The organism is Idiomarina aquatica, assembly GCF_004362895.1.
GTDB lineage: Bacteria > Pseudomonadota > Gammaproteobacteria > Enterobacterales > Alteromonadaceae > Idiomarina.
In genome coordinates this window covers 22,365-42,393 of the sequence record NZ_SNXI01000003.1, presented here as the reverse complement: position 1 = coordinate 42,393, position 20,029 = coordinate 22,365, and the positions used below count along the sequence as shown (strand labels likewise).

The following is a 20,029-nucleotide window of genomic DNA, read 5'->3' as shown; positions in this document are numbered from 1 at the left end:
CCTATGATAAATTGGGAATAAGTAAAATAAATTCGCTGCCTTCACCGGGCGTTGATTGGACGTCAATTTGACCTTTGAGTTTCCTGGTGACCAGGTTATAGACAATGGAAAGGCCTAAACCAGAGCCACCGGTGTCTCTTGCGGTGGTATAGAAAGGTTCGAATATGCTTTTTCGGGTTTCGTTGTCCATACCCTTGCCGTTGTCTTTAAAGCGCACAACAGCACCATCCTCGTGTGGTTGGATGGTTATAAGTATCTGATGAGCATCATCCGGCTCTGTAAACGCGTGGTCGTGACAATTACTGACCAAATTGGTAATGATCTGCGCTAATGCACCCTGATAGGTTTTTACTTTAATATCTGCCTCAGATTCAATCGCAATACTGACTTTTTTCTTTTTAACCATCGGCTTTAAGCTGATTACCAGCGCATTAAGGTAGTCTGCTAACGGGCAGTTGACCAGTTCGAAACTGGATTGATCAACCGCGGTCTTTTTAAAGTTTTGTATTAATGTGGCGGCACGCTCTAAATTGCTGCTGAGTAGAGTGTAAGCGTCAAAGGTATCGTCAATGAATGTAGCCAGCTGCTTTCGCGAAATAGAACCATCTTCAAATGCTGCTTTAAGTTTTTTAAGACGATGTTCGCAGTGGGTGGTTGCGGTAACCGAAATGCCCAGCGGGGTATTAACTTCATGCGCGACACCGGCAACGAGTTTACCGAGAGCCGCCATTTTTTCGGTTTCGATCAGGCGTTCCTGCGCTTGCTTAAAATTATCCAGTGCTTCACGCAGTGATTGTGTGCGCTGTTCGACAATGGCTTCCAGCTGTTCGTTCTGGCGTAACAGCATTTGTTCAAACTGATCACGTTCAGACGCACTCATTGCACGGCCGTAGATGTCTGCCAGAATGCCGGCAAATGCGACTTCGTCTTCGGTCCATTTACGTTCACTTTTGCGGCTTTCACAGCACATAACGCCAATCATTTCGCCTTTATGACGCAGCGGCACGTCCAGCATGCCGAAGATGCCGAACTGCTGCATATAAATTTTCAGCTCATGAGTAGCAGGGTGCGTAGCCGCATCATTAGCGATAATAGTGCGTTCTTTGCGCAGTGCGGCGAAGTAATCGGAATAGTCTGTTTCGCTTATCGATAGTTGCTGCGAGGTATCGCTGTCGTGTTGATCAAAAATAAGCTCGGAATGCATCGCAGTGGTGTTATTGCCAAACAGCCAAACACCAACACGGGTGATCTGCAGCCCTTCCATTGCGGCAGATAAAATAGTCCGCGTTGCCTTATCCAATTGACCACCGTCAATATCAGGTGATTTAGATACATCGAGTAATATGTTTTCCAGACGTTCCTGCATGTACCCTTTCCAACATTTGTTGCTAACTTCACTATACCGAAGCGACAGCAATTGTCTATTGAACGACCGTTTTAGGGTGTTGACCGAGCACCTCTGGACATTATGGTCTATTCGTTTTACAACAAACTAAATTCAAAACAAAGTGAACAACATGAAAAAAACAATGATTTCGGTCGCTGTTACCACGCTGCTTAGCATGCCCGTAATGGCGCAGGAGGAAGGCTCAGAGAGCTGGACGGTGGACTCTCCCCAGGGCGTATTTGATACCGTTGATATCAGCGTTAATTCTGGCACCTGGATGAACGTTGATTTAAGCCCTGATGGCAAAACTATCGTTTTTGACTTACTCGGTGATATCTATCGCATGCCCGCCTCGGGCGGAGCTGCAACCCGCTTGACCAGTGACATCGCCTGGCAAATGCAGCCGGTGTTTTCACCCGATGGCAGCCAAATTGCCTTTACCTCGGACCAAGGCGGTGGCGATAACATTTGGGTGATGGACGCTGACGGTTCCAACCAGCGTGCAGTTACAACAGAAACGTTTCGTCTACTAAATAGCCCGGCCTGGTCTCCGAATGGTGAATTCATTGTCGCGCGCAAACATTACACCGCCACGCGTTCCCTGGGTGCCGGTGAAGTCTGGATGTACCACATCAGCGGTGGTACCGGAGTGCAGTTAACCGAAAGACCTAATGATCAAAAAGATCTGGGTGAGCCGGCTTTTTCACCCGATGGCAAATACATTTATTTTTCGCAGGATGATACGCCGGGCAAAACCTTCCACTACAGCAAAGATTCACTGGAAGGCATCTATGAAATTAAACGTTTTGAGCGCGAAAGCGGTGATATCGAAACACTAATAGCTGGCGCAGGTGGTGCTATTCGGCCAACCCCGTCACCCGACGGCCGTTACCTGGCTTACATAAAACGTGAAGACTTTAACAGTGTTCTGTATGTGATGGACCTGAAAACAGGCGAACATCGCCGTGTTTATAAAAACATGGAACGCGACATGCAGGAGACCTGGGCTATCCACGGCGTCTATCCAAAAATGGACTGGACACCTGACAGCAAAGAACTGGTGTTCTGGGCTGGTGGGCATATTCAGCGCTTAAACCTGGAATCAGGAAATGCCCGTATCATTCCGTTTAGCGTGGAAACGACTAAACAAGTGCAAAAGCCACTGCGCTTTGAACAGGACATTGATAACGATACCTTTGCCGTCAAAATGCTGCGAATGACACAGGTAGCACCCGATGGCAGCGAAGTTATTTACGAGGCTCTGGGTCACTTGTATCGTAAAAGCCTGCCCGATGGCGAAGTTGAACGATTGACCTCGGCTGAGCACTTTGAACTTTACCCTCAGTACTCGCGTGATGGCGAAAAGCTGGTTTACGTAAGCTGGGATGATCAGGAGCTGGGTCAGGTGATCGTGCGCGACCTCGATTCCGGCGAAGAGACCGTATTGAAAACCGGTGGCGGGACCTTCGTTGAGCCCGTGTTTTCGCCTGATGGTAATACCGTGGTTTACCGCAAGGTAGGTGGTGGTTATATCACCAGTGACAAATATGGCCTGGAAACGGGCGTTTACCGCATTGCCCTGGATGGCAGTGAACCACAGAAAATTGCCGATAACGGCTGGTTGCCGCAGTTTGGCGCGCGTAATGACCGCGTCTACATGATGACGCCGGCAGAAAAGCCAACCTTGAGTGTGGTCGATCTGAACACGCTGCAGGCCAGTCCGTTGTATCAGTCTGAATTAGCCACCGAATACCGGGTTTCGCCAGATGGCAAACAACTGGCGTTTGCTGAACGCTTTAAGGTGTTTGTTACGCCGTTAGTTGAGCGCGGCGAAGTGATCAATGTCGGGCCGGGCGATACGCAGATGCCGGTAAAACAATTGTCGGTGCGAGCCGGCGAGAGCTTGTCATGGACAGGTGACAGCTCGCAACTTTACTGGACCCTGGGTCCGGAACTTTACCACACAGACGTGTCGGCTGCGTTTAACGCCGATATCGATGATACAACCTTAAAAGCCGAAAACGGAATAAACATTGGCTTTGAAGCTGAGGCAAATGTACCCGATAGTACGGTAGCCTTTGTTGGTGGTCAGGTGATCACCATGGAAGGCGACGTGGTTTATGAGCAAGGCGCTGTGGTGGTAGAAAATAACCGCATTGTAGCGGTCGGGCCAGTCGATGAGATTGAGGTTCCGGATGGTGCTGAAATCATCGATACCGAGGGCAAAACCGTGATGCCGGGTTTATTCGATGCGCACGCACACGGCTCGCAGGGTAGTAACGAGATTGTACCGCAACAAAACTGGGGTCAGTACGCCAACCTTGCTTTTGGAGTAACCAGTATTCATGACCCCTCGAATGACACCACTGAATTCTTTGCCGCATCCGAAATGCAAAAGGCGGGCTTAATTGCCGCACCGCGCTTGTATTCGACCGGTACCATTTTGTATGGCGCGCACGGTCCGGGTTATACCTCGCATGTGGACAGTCTGGAAGACGCGAAATTTCATTTAGAACGACTTAAAAAAGTCGGGGCGTTTTCGGTTAAGAGCTATAACCAACCGCGTCGGAACCAACGACAGCAAGTGGTTGAAGCGGGTCGCGAACTGCAAATGATGGTGGTGCCGGAAGGCGGCTCATTGTTACAGCACAACCTGACCATGATTATGGATGGCCATACTACGGTTGAGCATTCACTGCCGGTAGCGGAAATTTATGATGATATCCGTCAGCTATGGGATCAAACCGATGTTGCCTATACGCCTACACTTGGCGTCGCCTACGGTGGTATTTGGGGTGAAAACTACTGGTATGCCGAAACCGATGTGTGGAAACATCCGAAACTATCCAGCTTTGTGCCGCAAGAGTTTTTGGTAGGTAAATCGATGCGCCGCGAAAAAGCGCCGCATAATCATTACAACCATTTCAACAATGCCGAAGTCGCGGCACAGCTGCAGGATTTAGGCGTCGACGTCTTATCCGGAGCTCATGGGCAGCGTGAAGGGCTGGCGCAGCATTGGGAAATCTGGATGATGGCACAGGGCGGAATGGAACCGCTGGATGCGTTGCGTACATCAACTATCGCACCGGCTGAAGTGTTCGGTATGGATCATCAGGTCGGGTCGCTTAAAGAGGGTAAGCTAGCCGATATTATTGTTATCGATGGTGATCCGCTTAAGAATATTCGCGACACCGATAAGGTGACGCACACCATGGTCAATGGCGTGCTTTACGATGCCAAAACGATGGATCGCTTGTTGCCGCGGGCACAGCAGCGCGAGCCATTTTTCTGGGAAAAATAGCGTCAATATAGCGTTAATGGATAGTAAAAAGGGGCTGCGAAGCCCCTTTTTTATTCTTCAGCGGCAGTATCCGCAACAATTTGCCGAAACCAGCGATGGCCGGCATCGTGTTGCAGTAAGGGACTCCAAATCATCGTCAGAGTCAGCCCCGGAATTGTAAACGGTGGTTCCTTTTTAACCAGCAGTTCGTCGCTTTCGTATAAGGCTGCGGCGCGCGTCGGCAGCGTTGCAACAAGCCCCTGACGGGCCAGATACATGGCAACGTGATAATTACGGGTAAAGACCTTGATATGACGGCGTTGCTCAAGTTTATCCAGCGCTTCGTCGACCCAACCGAGTTTTTGTACATCATGCGGGTCCATGCCCACGCCCACGCCAAAACCGGTTTTACTGACCCAGACATGCTGCGCTTTTAAATATTCATCCAGCGTGTAATTTTGTAATAGCGGATGATCTTTGTGTATTAGGCAGGAGAACTCATCTTGCCAGAGAACTTTTTGATGAAAGGACTGCGGCAGCTTTTCAAACCGGTTGATAGCCAAATCCACTTTGCCGTTTTCAACGTCGTGAAAACTGATATCACTGGGGGTCATGATATCTAAGGATACGTTAGGCGCCTGTTCATCGAGTGCTTCTAATAGCCTTGGCATGAGTGTTGATGCAGCATAATCAGAGGCCATAATACGAAATACCCGATCACTGGTAGCTGCTTCAAATTCGCGCACCGGCTGGATCATTTCCTCGACCGAGTAAAGCACAGTGCGCAGCGCTTCCTGCATATCCAGCGCGCGCTGAGTCGGCATCATACCTTCGCTGGTACGTACTAAAATGGGGTCATTTAACAGGTTACGCAGTCGTTTAAGGCCATTACTCATAGCCGGCTGGGTAATATTAAGCTGAGCTGCTGCGCGGGTTACGTTGCGTTCGCGCAGCAGTACGTCTAAATAAACCAGTAAATTGAGATCGATATCTTTGATGGTATTCATACAGCGCCTAAGAATAATCCCGATACAAAAAATGTATCGGGATTATAAGCGCTGTGAATAGTTAACGCCAATGTAAAATATTAAATGTTACGTGTAGCTGTGGCCGGAGAGATATGTGCGGCCCGCAACGCCGGGCCAAACACCGCGGCTAGTCCGACAACAACCAGACACACCATTGCGATGGGCAGGTAAATATAATCCAGCCGTGGTAAGTCAAAATTGTTAACCAGCACAATATTCAGACCGACACTACCCATACCGCCAATGACCACGCCGGTTAGCGTGATGAGTAAATTCTCGGTTAGAAAATAGCTCATGATATCGCCACGGCTGGCGCCCAGTGCCCGACGTGTGCCAATCTGACGACGACGGCGGTTAATGGTAAAGCTGATAAGCCCGACAATACCCAATGCGGTAATTAGCATCAGCGTGACGATAATTGCCCACAAAATCGATTGCAGCGCGGTGTCGTTGCGGTAACTGTCGGCGCGTACCTGAGTCATGGTGTCATGCTCCAGTACCATGCGGCCAACATCGCGCTGTTCGATTTTAGCCAGCGCTTCGGGCATCACCGTAGCTCGCTGACCGGGTTCAGTGCGGACAAGGTAGTGAGCATAGACAGAATCTGATTTTTGCGGAACCAGCATGGCATGCTCAATATTCCCCCAGCCGACCCAGGGCGCATGAAGCTGCTTAATAACGCCGATTACCGTCATGGGCTCGTCATCACCATTAAATAACGTCTTATCGACGACTTGTTCGGGCTCTAAATCGGGGAACAGCGACTGCGCCAGCGTCGCGGTTATCATGATTTTTTGCGGCATCGTACCTTTATTCATTTCGCGCCAGGTGATATCGGTGGCGTTAAAATTTTCGCCGGCAAGCAGTTCAATACCCATGGTATTAAGCGCATGGTCATCAACGTAATACAGCGCCGCGCCGGCATCTCCGGCATCCTCACCGGCGGCGTTTTTGATGGTGGTTGACGAACCGCTGTTAGACATTGGTAGGGCGTTAATTTGCACGGCGTCAACAACGCCCGGTAATTGTCGCAAGCTATCCAAATCAGTATCAGTGACATAGCGAGCATCGTAGTTTTGGTCATAGCCAATGGTCGTTATGTAAAACTGGTTACTCTCGTCAAGGCCAGAGTCGCGCGCAATAAGGTCACTGCGGCTGCTGATTAAGTGAATTGCGTTAACGACGATTGTCATGGTAACGGCAACCTGCAGGGCAATAAGGACAGCCCCGACTTTATTGCGTAATAACGCGCGGAAAATAGGTCCCAGGTGATTCATCACAAGACTCCTTATTGCGTTTTTAGTTGTGAGGCGGGCGGAATACGGCAAGCGCGCCAGGTCGGATAGGCGCCCGCCAGCAGGCTGCTGACAATGGCCAGAACGATACCGATAGCAACAAGCGTCAGATCAAGTTCAGCAAGGCCTGCCAGATTATCGCCGTAAAGTGACTTGATACCCTGTAACCCCAGCCAGGCCAGTATCAGCCCGCCGGCACCGCCACCAACGCCTATTAATGCCGACTCAACTAAGTGTTGCCAATACAGATCAGCACGGCTGGCGCCGACCGCGCGGCGCAACGCTATCTCGCCGGATTTGGAAACAAACTTAGTTAACAGCAGCCCGACGGTATTGAGCAAACACACCAGCAGGAACATCAAGGCCAGATAAAACATCACCTGAGCATCATCGTCGACTACTTGCTGGTTCTCCATCCACTCCATGACGTCTGACAGGCGATTATTTAACGGCCGAGGAAAGCGTCCAAGTTGTTTTTGCTGCTCTACATAAGCATTAAGAAAGCTCATATAGTCTTGTTCAGCGTCGGCATCATCTAATTGCACCCAAAACTGATAGTTAATACACTCAGATTGTAAAAATGCCTGAAAGCCTTCACCGTCAGGTGATTTCCAACAGTTGGTGTTACCGCTGTTGGGCATTTCCAGCGTTTCGCGCAGCTTAAATGGCACATAGCCATGCTCCATACTGTTAAATGCACCTGTGGTGACATCGTAAAAGCGTGGTTTTAGTTGCCACTCGTCTAAAACACCGACGACCTCAAATTCACGATCCATCATGGTGATGGTTTCACCCACCGAGTTAGCGCCGTCAAACAATTCATCGTTGGTTTTTTTGCTGAGTACGATAGTCAAGCGACCACTTTTATCAGCTTCGTCGGACCAACCCTGTCCGTACAAAAACGGCGGCTCAAACAGCTCAAAGAAGTCGTTGTGGGTTAGCCGCAGATACGCCATAAAGGGTTTTTTACCCAGTTCTTTGGGCTCGATAACGGCAGCCGATTGTGTCATTGCTGCCTGCAACTTCGCCTGCCTTGCCTCTTTTAAATTGGTGGCATCCCGATAGGTTAATTGATCCGGTGGCTCGTTCGGTTCGGCGTAGGGCTGATTCGGATCCCAGCTGTCTAATTGCACATAAAATAGCTGCTCGCTTTTGCCGGGGATTGGGTTCGCTGACATTAGGTAATTAATGGTCAATGTGGTCATGGCGGCGCCAATACCTAAGGCGATGGCAGCCATCATTAAGGTCGACAACACAGGGTTACGGCGAATGCTTAACCATGCCAGTCTGCAGTAATAAAAAAACATGGTGCGTTCCTTAGGCTCTCAGTGGCGACACAACTGCCGCTTGTTTGTCTTGCTCAGTCACTTTGCCATCCAATACCTGAATATGGCGCTGTGCCCGTTCCGCCTGCGCCAGGTCGTGGGTGACCATGACAATAGTGGTGCCGGCTTTATTGATATCTTCCAGCAACGACATAACACTGTCGGCCATTTTTGAGTCGAGGTTACCGGTTGGCTCATCGGCTAATAAAAAAAGAGGATCGCCGGCTAGCGCCCGAGCAATCGCAACACGCTGCTGCTGGCCACCGGATAATTGTGACGGCAGATGCTTCATGCGATTCGCTAAACCGACGACCTCCAAACTGTGTTCTATACGTTGCTTGCGCTCTGCTTTGTTGAGCTTGCGGTAACGCAGTGGCACGTCGACATTGTCGAATAAATTCAAATCCGGGATCAGGTTAAAGCTTTGAAAGATAAACCCGATTTTTTGGTTTCGAAGTTGTGATAAGGCTTTATCATTCAGATTTTTGACCGAATGTCCGTCAAGCTTGTACTCGCCGTCATCAAAACTTTCGAGTAAACCGGCAATATTAAGAAAGGTCGTTTTACCCGACCCCGAAGGGCCGGTAACGGCAACGAAGTCGCCTTCGTTGACTTGCAAGCTAAAAGACTGCAATGCGGTGGTTTCTACCGTATCGGTACGAAAAACTTTACTGACGTTATGCATAGTTAACATGATGATTCCTTATTATTGATTGATGACGACAGATTTCGCACCGTCAAAACGTTGCGTGTCAGAAACAATGACCCGATCGCCGGCTTGCAGGCCTGCGATTACCTCAACACTGGATAGGCTGCTGGCGCCGGTTTCGATAGGCGTACGGACGGCAACACCATCGCGCACGACATAGGCGATATTGCCACTGCTATCCTGCAGGAAGGGGCCGCGTTGTAGTGTCAGTACGTCACTTTTTTGGTCGAGCAGAATACGTGTGGTCAGGCGCTGGTTTTGGCGCAGCCCTGCCGGCGAAGCATCGGCAAACCGCACGGTACCGACCACTTGGTTTTCACGGATTTCGGGGGATACGGCAACCAGCGTTGCCTGGTGGATCTGACCGTTGTAATTGATTTCAGCCGCCATCCCAATCGCCAGATCGTCGGCGTAGCTTTCCGGAATACCCAGTTCGACTTCAAACTCCGACAGGTCAACGACGCCAATAATGGCCTGATTTCTCGCGACCTGATTTTTTTGGTCGGCTTCACGGTTGCCAACAATACCAGCCACCGGCGAGGTGATTTGCAAACCATCAACCTGACGCTGCAGTTCATCAACGAGCAATTGCTGGCGATCGACTTTTAATTGTAGCGAACGAATATCAAAGGCCAGGCTTTCACTGTTTAAGCGTGCGTCCTGAACCGCGTGTTTATGCACCACTTTGGCGTTTTCCAGATCGTCTTGTGCTTTCTCATAATCAATCTGGCTAATCGCCTGCTTTGACCAGGCAGCATCAGCGCGGCGTTTTTCGCGATCGGCAGCAGTTAAGGTAACTTGTGCCAGGTCGACTAATTTCTGATTTTCTAATGCGGCTTTTTTGGACTGGATGCGTTGTCGATCCAAATCCATCACCAGACTCTCGAGTGATGCTTGCTCTTGTTGTAGTTGGTTTTTTAGCTCCGGACTGTCAATGGTTGCTAGTAACTGACCTTGTTCGACCGGGTCGCCGGCATCGACATGGTATGTGATCACGCCTTCTGCGGGCGCGTATAAGGTGGGACTGACCGCGGCGACAACACGCCCCTGAATTGATACATCGCGAACAAAGTCGCCCCGCTGAACCGTGGCGATGCGCAGTTCTTCGGCGCCGACGGAGGCTTCCGCATGGGACCACTGTGTGACGACAGGCGTGATGATGGTTAATAAAGCAGCCACAGCAATCGCTGCCAGGCCCCAACGCCAATAGTGCCGTTTGGGCGTAGCGAGGACTTTATCCTGGCCGCTGGTATCCGATATTTTAGTCATTTGTTTTACCCTCGGTGGTTAACAAATTAGTGTGTTTGTTTGTGCGTTCGTAGAGTAAGTCGAGGGCAGTTGGGTGAAGGTTGTGGAAATTTTTAAAATGACTGTAACAGAATGTGTCAAACCGCTATGGTAGAGGCATTGAAACAGTAACAAGGGTTATAGCGTGGCCGTAGATAGTCACTATTTGGCGCAAAAAATACTGCAGGGTTTTCATTGCCATTATGATCGCTTCCAGCGCTTGACGCGCGGTGCCCGTTCACGTTTTTTAAAACGTGCCTGGGACGCGGTGGTGTCGGCATCAGCGGAGCGCATTTCGTTTTATGACCGACAGGTAAAAGAAACCAGTGCTGCGATACAACGCGCGGTTGGCGATGAGTTTGATCAGGCTTTGTGGTTGGCAACCCGGCAGCGTTATCAGTCGTTGCTTAAGTTTCATCCGCAAGCGGAACTGGCAGAGACCTTTTATAACTCCGTATTTTGCCGGGCTTTTGAACGGCGTTACTTTAATAACGACTTTATTTTCGTCGAAACGGTACTTCACAGCCATATCCCGATATCAGTGCAGAGCCAGTACCGCAGTTACTTTCCGGTCAAAGGCGGGTTACAAAAGGTGTTACCGCAAATTTTTCTGGATAGTGGTTTAAACGGCGAGTTCGAAAATTTTGAAAACGAACTGGAGCAGTTGCGCGACGCCTTCTTGCAACGTTCTCAGGAAACCGAAATTGAGCCCCACGATATTCGCATTGACGTGCTTAACGCGCCGTTTTTTCGTAACAAGGCGGCTTATTTAGTCGGGCGTATCGTCACCGAGCGCTATCACTACCCGTTTATCGTGCCGATCCTGGTAAACAGCCATGGCAAATTATATGTCGATGCGTTTATTACCAACTCCAACCGCATGGCGACGATATTTGGCTTTGCGCGTTCTTACTTTATGGTCGAGACAGAAGCGCCGTCAGCGTTGGTACGATTCTTAAAAGATCTCATGCCACGCAAAACATTAGCCGAGCTGTATGCATCGATTGGCTTTCATAAGCAGGGTAAGACCGAGTTTTATCGGGAGTTCCTGCACCACTTACAACGCACCGATGATCAGTTAGTGGCTGCGGCTGGTGTTAAAGGCATGGTGATGACAGTGTTTACGCTGGCGTCCTTCCCGTATGTTTTTAAGGTGATTAAAGACAAATTGGGGGCCACCAAAGCATTCACCCGACAAACGGTTATCGACCGTTACCGCATGGTAAAGCGTCATGACCGGGTAGGGCGCATGGCGGATACGCTGGAGTTTGCTGACGTAGCGATACCTTTAAAACGCATTTCCGCCGATTTGCTGGACGAATTAACAGCGACGGTGGCAAATTCGCTGCAGATAGAGGGCGATACGCTGGTTATCAAGCAACTGTTTGTCGAACGCCGGTTAACACCGCTGAATCTTTATCTTGAGTATGCCAATGACGACGAGATAGAAGCTGCTATGAATGATTATGGGTTGGCGTTAAAGGAGATGATGGCGGCGAACATTTTCCCCGGCGATATGCTGCTGAAAAATTTTGGTGTGACCCGGCATCGGCGGGTGGTGTTTTATGACTATGACGAAGTGCGTTATTTAACCGATATGAGTTTTCGTGCATTACCCAAAAGCGATGGCTTCATGGATGCCGAAGTTTCGGCAGCTCCGGATGATGTGTTTCCCGAGCAGCTTGACCAATTTGCGGTACCGCAACAGCGGTTTCGCGAGGTGTTGCTAAAACACCATCCGGAACTAAAAGATCCCGCCTATTGGCGTAAAGTACAACAACACATCCGCGAAGGGCGTCTCACGGATGTGTTCCCGTACGAGCAGCATCTGCGCTTTACGCGGAGGTTTTAAACTGCTCTTCTTCGGTCGAGCCGGTGAGTGCAGTCACTGATGACACACCACCCTGAATCACGTTAGTCAGGTCATCGAAATAGCCGGTACCGACTTCCTGCTGGTGAGCGACAAAGGTATAGCCCTTATTGGCAGCTTCAAACTCTTGTTGCTGCAAGCGCACGTAAGCTGACATATCGTTGCGCGCGTAATCATGCGCCAATTCGAACATGTGATACCACATGTTGTGTACGCCGGCGAGGGTAATAAACTGGAATTTGTAACCCATTGCGGCTAGTTCGCGCTGGAACTTGGCAATGGTTTCGTCATCCAGATTGCGGCGCCAGTTAAACGAAGGCGAGCAGTTATAGGCCAGCAATTTACCCGGGTATTTGGCATGCACGGCCTCGGCAAACTGGCGCGCCTCGTCGAGATCCGGCTTGGCCGTCTCGCACCAAATTAAGTCAGCATAAGGGGCATAGGCAAGGCCACGAGAGATCGCTTGTTCAATGCCGGGTTTGACGCGATAAAAGCCTTCTGCAGTGCGTTCACCGGTAATAAAGGGTTTATCGTTAGGGTCGAAGTCTGACGTCAGCAGGTCTGCCGCATTGGCGTCGGTACGCGCCACGATCAACGTAGGAATTCCGGCGACATCGCTGGCTAAACGGGCAGCGACCAGTTTCTGCACCGCTTCCTGGGTTGGTACCAGCACTTTGCCTCCCATATGGCCACATTTTTTAACCGAAGCCAGCTGGTCTTCGAAATGCACGCCGGCGGCACCGGCCTGGATCATGCGTTTCATCAGCTCATAGGCATTCAAAACGCCACCAAATCCAGCTTCTGCATCGGCGACAATCGGGGCAAAATAGTCAATGTAGTTATCGTCTTCGGGGGTTAAGCCCTTCGACCACTGGATTTGATCTGCCCGCGCAAAGGAATTATTGATGCGTTCAACTACAGTCGGTACCGAGTCAACCGGGTATAACGACTGATCCGGATACATGCTACAGGCGCTGTTGTTGTCAGCGGCTACCTGCCAGCCTGACAGGTAAATCGCTTGCAAGCCTGCTTTAACTTGCTGTACCGCTTGTCCGCCGGTCAATGCACCCAAGGCGTTAACATAGTCTTTGCCGAACTTACCCTGAGCCTCGCCATTGATCAAACGCCAGAGTTTGTTGGCGCCGTTGCGGGCATAGGTGTATTCCGGCTGTACGGAGCCGCGCAAGCGCACGACTTCTTCGGCAGAATAAGGGCGTTCTACACCTTGCCAACGAGCGTCAGACGCCCATTGTTCCTTCAGTTTTTTGGCTTGTGCTGCTTGTGATAGTGATTGTGTTGTCATGGTTGTTGTCCTGTTATTTTTAATCGAAACTTAGGCTAATTTTTGGTAGCCGGGCAGGGTTAAAAAGTCGACCAGTTGGTCTGCTGTGGTGATTTCGTCCAGTAGCTGTTTAGCTTGCGCAAAGGGTTCGTCTTGCCAGCGCTTATCGCCGACCTCTTTGCGCACTGCGTCGGCTTCTTGTTGCAGGTATTCGCGGAATAACTCGCGAGTTACACGGGTTCCGTTGCTGAGTGTTTTACCGTGACGGATCCACTGCCAAATGGAGGTGCGCGAAATTTCAGCGGTGGCGGCATCTTCCATAAGCCCATAAATGGGCACGCAGCCCTTGCCATCCAGCCAGGCGGCGATATATTGCAACGACACGCGGATATTCATGCGCATGCCCTGTTCAGTGCGCTCGCCGTCGCAGGGCTGCAGCAATAGTGACTGAGTAATGTTGTCATCCTGTTCGCGTAAAACGTGCAACTGGTTATCGCCGTCGATGCCATCCACAAAAATTTCGCGTACGGTATCGGCGAGGCCTGGATGGGCGATCCAGGTGCCGTCATGACCATTGTCACGTTCCAGGGTTTTGTCGGCGTGAACTTTAGCCAGTATTTGTTGGTTCTGTTCGGCATCTTTACTGGGGATAAATGCTGCCATACCGCCCATCGCAAGGACACCACGCTGATGGCACGTTTTAACCAATAAACGCGAATAGGCATTAAGAAATGGCTTGTCCATGCCGACCATTTGGCGGTCAGGCAGTACGCGATCCGGATGGGCTTTAAGGGTTTTGATATAACTGAAAATATAGTCCCAGCGACCGCAGTTAAGTGCGGCAATGTGATCGCGCATGCGGTAAAGAATTTCGTGCATTTGAAACACCGCGGGTAGCGTTTCAATCAACACGGTGGCACGAATGGTGCTGGTTTTTAGATTGAATCGCTTTTCAGTGTAATGGAATACGTCTGCCCACCACTTTGCTTCGTCGCCATGCTCGAGCTTGGGCAGGTAGTAATAAACACCGGTACCCTTTTGTAAACGCTGCTGATAGTTATGAAAAAAGTACAGCGCAAAATCCATTAACGCACCGGGAATAGGCTGGTCGTCTAACAGAATGTGTTTCTCCGGCAGATGCAGGCCACGTACGCGTGCAATTAGCAGCGCCGGGTGCTGGTTAACCGCATAATGTTTGCCACTGGTCGGGTCGTCATAAGTCATACCGCCTTTGTTGGCATCACGTAGATTAATCTGACCGTTGACCACACCGTCCCAGGTGGGCGATTGTGAATCCTCAAAATCGGCCATGTAGCAGTCAACGTTTGCGTTTAGTGCGTTAATGACCATTTTGCGGTCGACGGGACCGGTGATTTCGAGACGTCGTTTTTTTAGGTCGTTGGGTAATTCAGCAATCTGCCATTCATCGTCGCGAATGCTCTGGGTTTGTTGGTCAAAGTCGGGCAAGTTACCGTTATCGTAATTTTGCTGACGCTGCTTGCGTTGTTCGAGTAATTCAAACAGACGGGGGCGGAATTCTTGCACGAGTTCGGCTAAAAAGGCTGTCGCCTCATCGCTAAATATGCTTTTTGCGGGATCATCCAGTGTGTGAGTAAAAACCAGTGGGTTAGTCATTTTTTAATCCGTTGTTAGCAAGTTGTTAACACGGATTTAGACTAGACTCTGGTCGGTGTATTAGTCTAATTTATGCAGTGGATTATGGGTATTCATGTAGGATATTTAAAGAAGTGGTCATGCTGTGGCTAAACTAACACAGCGGAGCGTGTGTACCGGGCATACAAACGCTCCGCTGGAATTAGCGATTAACTGACTTTAAAACGCTCAACTAAGTTGTTCAGATCAACCGCAAGACGCGATAGCTCCTGACTTGAGGCACTGGTTTGCTCAGCACCCGAAGCTGTTGAGTTAGACAGGTCACGAATGCTGACCAGGTTCTTGTCAACATCACGGGCTACATTGGCCTGCTCTTCTGCGGCCGATGCAATCGAGGTGTTGTGAGTATTAATTTCACTCACTGCCTGAGCAATAAGTTTAAGTGCTTCACCCGCTTCACGAGCGATATCTAAGGTGCTGGTGGCACGCTCCATACTGCGTTGCATGGTCGATACAGAACGGTCGCTGGACTCGTTGATGGCTTTAACCATGTCTTCGATTTCGACTGTTGACTGTTGCGTTTTGTGAGCCAGCGAGCGAACTTCATCAGCAACAACTGCGAAACCACGTCCGGATTCACCGGCCCGGGCTGCTTCAATTGCTGCGTTAAGTGCTAACAAGTTGGTTTGCTCGGCGATACCACGGATAACTTCCAGCACCTTGGTGATGTCGGTTACTTTGTTTGCCAGCTCGGTAACACTGTTAGAGGAATCGCCAATTTCCTGTGACAATTCTTCGATAGCGGTAACCGTTTTACGTACCCGATCGTTGCCCAACTGTGCCTGCTCATCAGCATCTTCTGAAGCTTGCGAGGCGCTTTGTGCGTCTTGTGCAACGTTCTCGACCGCGGTGGTTAGCTCAGTAACCGCCGTTGCTGCCTGCTCCAGCTCTTCGCTTTGCTGCTGAATAGTACGGGTAGAATCTTCGGTAACTGAGCTGAGCTCTTCAGAGGTTGACGCTAATTGTTCAGATGATTCGGAGATTTTGCCAATGGAGTCCCGTAGTTGCTGTTGGGTAGTTCGTAACTGGCGCAACAGAGTCGCCGGCTCGTCTTTACCTTCAATAGTAATATTCTGAGTTAAGTCGCGCTCAGCAATGGTTTTAGCAAAGTCCACAGCCGCTTGTATTGGCACGACGATACTACGAGTCAAAATAAGCGCGAACAGAACGAGTAAGGCAATAACAACAACCAATGCGATAATAACAGCGATGTTGGCTGCTGTTGCCACATTACCGGCCTCTGCGGTGGCGTCATCAATAAGCGCCATCTCTCTGGCCAGTAGCTCGTCCAATGCGGCGGAGATTTTGTTGGTCAGCGGCAAAATACGATTTTCGCGCAGTGACACAATCGGATCGGCTAATTGCGCATCCACCAGCTTTTCGAACTGGTCATGAAGCTCCCAGTACTCACTATTAAGCGCCATATATTCATCAAAGATCTGGCGAGCTTTGGCATCACTGATGGTTTTTTCATATTCGCTCTGATTACGTTTTAGGGCGCTAATTGCATCGTTTAAACTGTCTTTATAGCGCGCCACACGTTCTGCATCGTTAACAAAACTGGCGACATTGGCAGAATGAATCCGTACCCGCAAAAACTCTCGGTCCAAGTCATTGACGTTATCAACGGCCGGCACCTGATCATCGGTAATAATATCCATCTGGGTGGTAACAGCGGCTAACCGATTAAGTGCAAAAATGCCCAGTATCAGTACTAAAATCCCAATGATACCAAAGGCTGCTGAGGCGCGGACGCCTATCGAAAATTGTCGAAACATGGGTCTTATCCCTATCTATTATTGACTTATATCATGTTCTTATTGGGTATTATCGGCCACATGATCTAAAAACAATAGGTCTGAATTAATTTTTTTATCATTTGCTGGGAAGGAACAATCGATTCCATCGAAAGATACTCGTCAGGTTGATGCGCCTGATTAATCGAGCCGGGCCCCATGACCAGCGTTTCGCAACCCAATTGTTGAATAAATGGCGCCTCAGTACAGTAATTGACAGCTGCTGCTGGCTGTTGGCTAACCTGCTCAGCCAGTTTCACCAGGGCGGCATCCGTATTTTGCTGATAGCCCGGGATGGGCTCGTGTAGATGATGCCAGTCAATTTGCGCCGGGGATCGAGCACTAAGTGGTTGCAAATGAGCATCAATTACTTGATATAAATCCTCAATCGCCATGCCGGGAAGCGGGCGAATATCTAATTGCAACTCACAGCATCCGCAAATCCGGTTGGGATTGTCACCGCCATGAATACTGCCTAAATTAAGCGTCGGTGCCGGCACCGCAAACGATTTGTTTGAATATTTATGCTGAAGTTCCGACTGAGCTTTTAACAGTTCCTGAATGACTTTATGCATCACTTCTATGGCATTAATACCTAAGCTGGGATCGGAGCTATGACCTGAGCGCCCAACCACCCGTATAGCCTCGCTCAAATGGCCTTTATGGGCATGAATAGGGCGCATCTCGCTGGGTTCGCCAATAATGCAGGCTGTCGGCCTTAGGTTGTCGAACATCGATAACTGACGCGCGCCATCCATGGTGGTTTCTTCGTCAGCTGTTGCCAGTATCATCAAGGGTTGCTTTTGATGTTCAACGGGCAGCGTTTTCAATGCTTCGATAACAAAAGCAAAGAAGCCTTTCATATCAATACTGCCCAGCCCATACCAGCGATTATCCTTTTCGGTGAGTTTAAAGGGATCAAAATTCCAGCGGTTGGCGTCGTAAGGAACCGTGTCAGTGTGTCCGGATAACAACAGCCCGCCGCTGCCTTGGCCGCGCCGGGCTAACATATTGTATTTACCGGGCTTGTTCTGTAATTCGTTAACTTCGCAGCTAAACCCCAGCGGCGTCAGCCAGTCGACCAGTAAATCAATCAGCCCCTTGTTGGAGTGGTCCCAGCCAGAGTCCATGCTACTGATGGAAGGCGTCGCAATAAGCTGTTGATACATGCTGAAAAATGCTGGTCTCTGCATAAATAATTATCCATAAAAGTTGCATAAATATATTTATTTCGGTATTGTGCCGAAAATATCACTTACCCACAACTGAAGCAGAAAAGAGTCGTAAAAGGAATAGTGCCGTGAAAATATCCTCAGCCGAATCGATCAACGCCGTGATTATCGGAGCCAGTGGCTACGCCGGTTCTGAGTTGACACGACTGGTGGCTGCGCACCCGGCACTGGCGTTAGCTGGCATCTATGTTTCGGAAAGTAGTAATGATGCCGGCAAACCACTGGCGCAGTTGTATCCCCGCTTGCGGGATGTCGTTAATCAGCCATTGCAGCCCTTAGGCGAGCAACAGCTAGCACATATTAAACAAACCGCGCAGGTGGTATTTATTGCAACCGAGCATGATGTTGCTGCGCAGCTTGTCAGCGCGTTGCACGATGGTAATAAGCTCATAGTTGATTTGTCCGGCGCTCACCGGCTTGCTGCAGCCAGCGATTACGAGCGTTACTATGGTTTTGAGCATCCGTTTGAGGCTGCGTTAAATCAGGCCGTTTATGGTTTAGCCGAATGGTATACAGATGAGCTCACGCAGGCACAGTTGATTGCGGTGCCCGGCTGCTATCCTACGGCCTCGCTATTAGCATTAAAACCGCTAGTATCTTTGTTAGCAAACCAGCCGGTGATAATTAATGCGGTCTCCGGCGTTACCGGTGCCGGGCGTAAACCCAAACAAAACACCCTGGGCGCTGAACTATCTCTGCAAGCCTATGGTGTTTTTAGTCATCGCCACCAGCCCGAAATTGAGCGTTACAGTGCTATGCCGGTTGTTTTCACACCACACCTGGGTAACTTTAAACGCGGCATTTTGGCGTCAATTTATGCCACGGTGGCTGATGACGTGTCACATCAGGATGTTGAGCAGGCGTTTAGCGTTTATCAAAAGCAGCCCTGTGTACGTGTTGGTCACCAACACACGCCTGCGATCCAGGATGTTGAGCACACGGGATATTGCGATATCGGCTGGCATTTGAACGGGTGTCAACTTATCGTGTTTGCTGCCATCGATAACCTGCTAAAAGGCGCGGCAAGTCAGGCAGTGCAGTGCGTTAACCTTAGACTGGGGCTGCCGCAGACAGTGGGACTACCATTATGAGCATGGTGACCAGCCCATTAAGCGTGATTAAGTTAGGCGGTAGTTTGTTACAGCAACCGACCCGGCTTAAGCAATTATTTAATGAGTTAGCCCACAGTAATACCGCGCCGGTGTTAGTGCATGGTGGCGGTGCGAGCGTCGATTCGTGGTTAAGTGCTATGGGCTACCAAGTAGAAAAAGTCGATGGCTTGCGGGTTAGCCCGCAGCAACATATGTCGATGATCGTCGGCGCATTGGCCGGCTATGCCAATAAACAGCTGATGGGATATGCCATCGCTGCGGGTCTGCAACCGATCGGACTTAGTTTGTACGAGCTTGGTTTGCGTTATCAGCCGATGTCACCGGCGCTAGGCCAGGTAGGTTTACTAAATCCTCGCGATACAAAAACTTCTGAGCTTGCAGTGTCGTTACTTAAACAGCACCAGCTGCTCATTGTGAGTTGTATTGGCTTTGATGAACAAGGCCAGTGGTATAACGTCAACGCCGATCATGCGGCGGCAGAGCTCGCCCGGTTACTGCAAGCACAACTCACCCTAGTTACTGACGTAGAAGCGGTATTTGATGAATATCAGCAGCCCATCGCCAGACTATCCGCTGCTCGTCTTAAGCAACTGAGCGACTCCGGAGTTATTAATGGTGGCATGAAAGTCAAAGTCGAGGCGGCTTTTGACGCAGCAAAACAATTACGACGCAGTGTGCGAATTTGCGGGTGTGCGTGCCTCACCCGCCCCGAATCAGGCACCGTGATTACTGTTTAATTGTTTTGCTGGAAT

General features: G+C 49.9%; 14 protein-coding genes. 4 read left to right on the top strand and 10 right to left on the bottom strand.

Going from position 1 to position 20,029, the window contains the following annotated elements; translation table 11 throughout:
* Position 1: 1 nt before the first annotated feature.
* The gene (locus DEU29_RS03455) at positions 2–1,366 is read right to left on the bottom strand and encodes a GAF domain-containing sensor histidine kinase (RefSeq protein WP_133538861.1); all 1,365 of its coding nucleotides are present in this window, start codon (positions 1,364–1,366) and stop codon (positions 2–4) included.
* Between the two features lie 142 nt (positions 1,367–1,508).
* Between DEU29_RS03455 and DEU29_RS03450 the strand changes: the two genes are divergently transcribed.
* Positions 1,509–4,688: an amidohydrolase family protein gene (locus DEU29_RS03450; protein ID WP_432206865.1), complete on the top strand. Its 3,180-nt coding sequence runs from the start codon at positions 1,509–1,511 to the stop codon at positions 4,686–4,688.
* Between the two features lie 50 nt (positions 4,689–4,738).
* Here the strand turns inward: DEU29_RS03450 and DEU29_RS03445 are convergent, their stop codons facing one another.
* The 5 genes from DEU29_RS03445 to DEU29_RS03425 form a co-directional block, all read right to left on the bottom strand.
* Positions 4,739–5,674, bottom strand: a complete 936-nt coding sequence (locus tag DEU29_RS03445; RefSeq protein WP_133538859.1) for a LysR family transcriptional regulator — start codon at positions 5,672–5,674, stop codon at positions 4,739–4,741.
* A gap of 80 nt (positions 5,675–5,754) precedes the next feature.
* Entirely contained in the window at positions 5,755–6,972 is a 1,218-nt protein-coding gene (locus DEU29_RS03440) for an ABC transporter permease (protein ID WP_133539001.1), read from the bottom strand.
* Between the two features lie 11 nt (positions 6,973–6,983).
* Positions 6,984–8,297 carry an ABC transporter permease gene (locus tag DEU29_RS03435; protein ID WP_133538858.1) on the bottom strand — a complete coding sequence of 438 codons (1,314 nt, stop codon included), beginning with the start codon at positions 8,295–8,297 and terminating at the stop codon, positions 6,984–6,986.
* Between the two features lie 10 nt (positions 8,298–8,307).
* Positions 8,308–9,009: an ABC transporter ATP-binding protein gene (locus tag DEU29_RS03430; RefSeq protein WP_133538857.1), complete on the bottom strand. Its 702-nt coding sequence runs from the start codon at positions 9,007–9,009 to the stop codon at positions 8,308–8,310.
* A gap of 12 nt (positions 9,010–9,021) precedes the next feature.
* Positions 9,022–10,293, bottom strand: coding sequence for an efflux RND transporter periplasmic adaptor subunit (locus tag DEU29_RS03425; protein WP_133538856.1), 1,272 nt, complete (start codon positions 10,291–10,293; stop codon positions 9,022–9,024).
* 163 nt (positions 10,294–10,456) lie between these two features.
* On the opposite strand from DEU29_RS03425, the gene aceK reads away from it, so the two are divergent.
* Complete coding sequence (gene aceK, locus DEU29_RS03420) at positions 10,457–12,163, top strand: bifunctional isocitrate dehydrogenase kinase/phosphatase (protein WP_133538855.1); 1,707 nt, start codon at positions 10,457–10,459, stop codon at positions 12,161–12,163.
* Here the strand turns inward: aceK and aceA are convergent.
* The 4 genes from aceA to argE form a co-directional block, all read right to left on the bottom strand.
* Positions 12,147–13,484, bottom strand: a complete 1,338-nt coding sequence (aceA, locus tag DEU29_RS03415; protein WP_133538854.1) for an isocitrate lyase — start codon at positions 13,482–13,484, stop codon at positions 12,147–12,149. The two genes, aceK and aceA, sit on opposite strands and share 17 nt — an antisense overlap.
* Positions 13,485–13,514: 30 nt before the next feature.
* Positions 13,515–15,098, bottom strand: a complete 1,584-nt coding sequence (aceB, locus tag DEU29_RS03410) for a malate synthase A (RefSeq protein WP_133538853.1) — start codon at positions 15,096–15,098, stop codon at positions 13,515–13,517.
* A gap of 188 nt (positions 15,099–15,286) precedes the next feature.
* Entirely contained in the window at positions 15,287–16,915 is a 1,629-nt protein-coding gene (locus DEU29_RS03405; RefSeq protein ID WP_133538852.1) for a methyl-accepting chemotaxis protein, read from the bottom strand.
* A 65-nt stretch (positions 16,916–16,980) separates the two neighbouring features.
* Positions 16,981–18,126, bottom strand: a complete 1,146-nt coding sequence (gene argE / locus DEU29_RS03400; protein WP_133538851.1) for an acetylornithine deacetylase — start codon at positions 18,124–18,126, stop codon at positions 16,981–16,983.
* Positions 18,127–18,233: 107 nt separating this feature from the next.
* Here argE and argC point away from each other — a divergent pair, with 107 nt between their 5' ends.
* Together argC and argB are read left to right on the top strand one after the other, a co-directional pair.
* Positions 18,234–19,256, top strand: a complete 1,023-nt coding sequence (gene argC / locus DEU29_RS03395) for an N-acetyl-gamma-glutamyl-phosphate reductase (RefSeq protein ID WP_133538850.1) — start codon at positions 18,234–18,236, stop codon at positions 19,254–19,256.
* The gene (argB, locus tag DEU29_RS03390; RefSeq protein WP_243734461.1) at positions 19,253–20,014 is read left to right on the top strand and encodes an acetylglutamate kinase; all 762 of its coding nucleotides are present in this window, start codon (positions 19,253–19,255) and stop codon (positions 20,012–20,014) included. The genes argC and argB overlap by 4 nt, the downstream gene beginning before the upstream one ends.
* Positions 20,015–20,029: the final 15 nt, after the last annotated feature.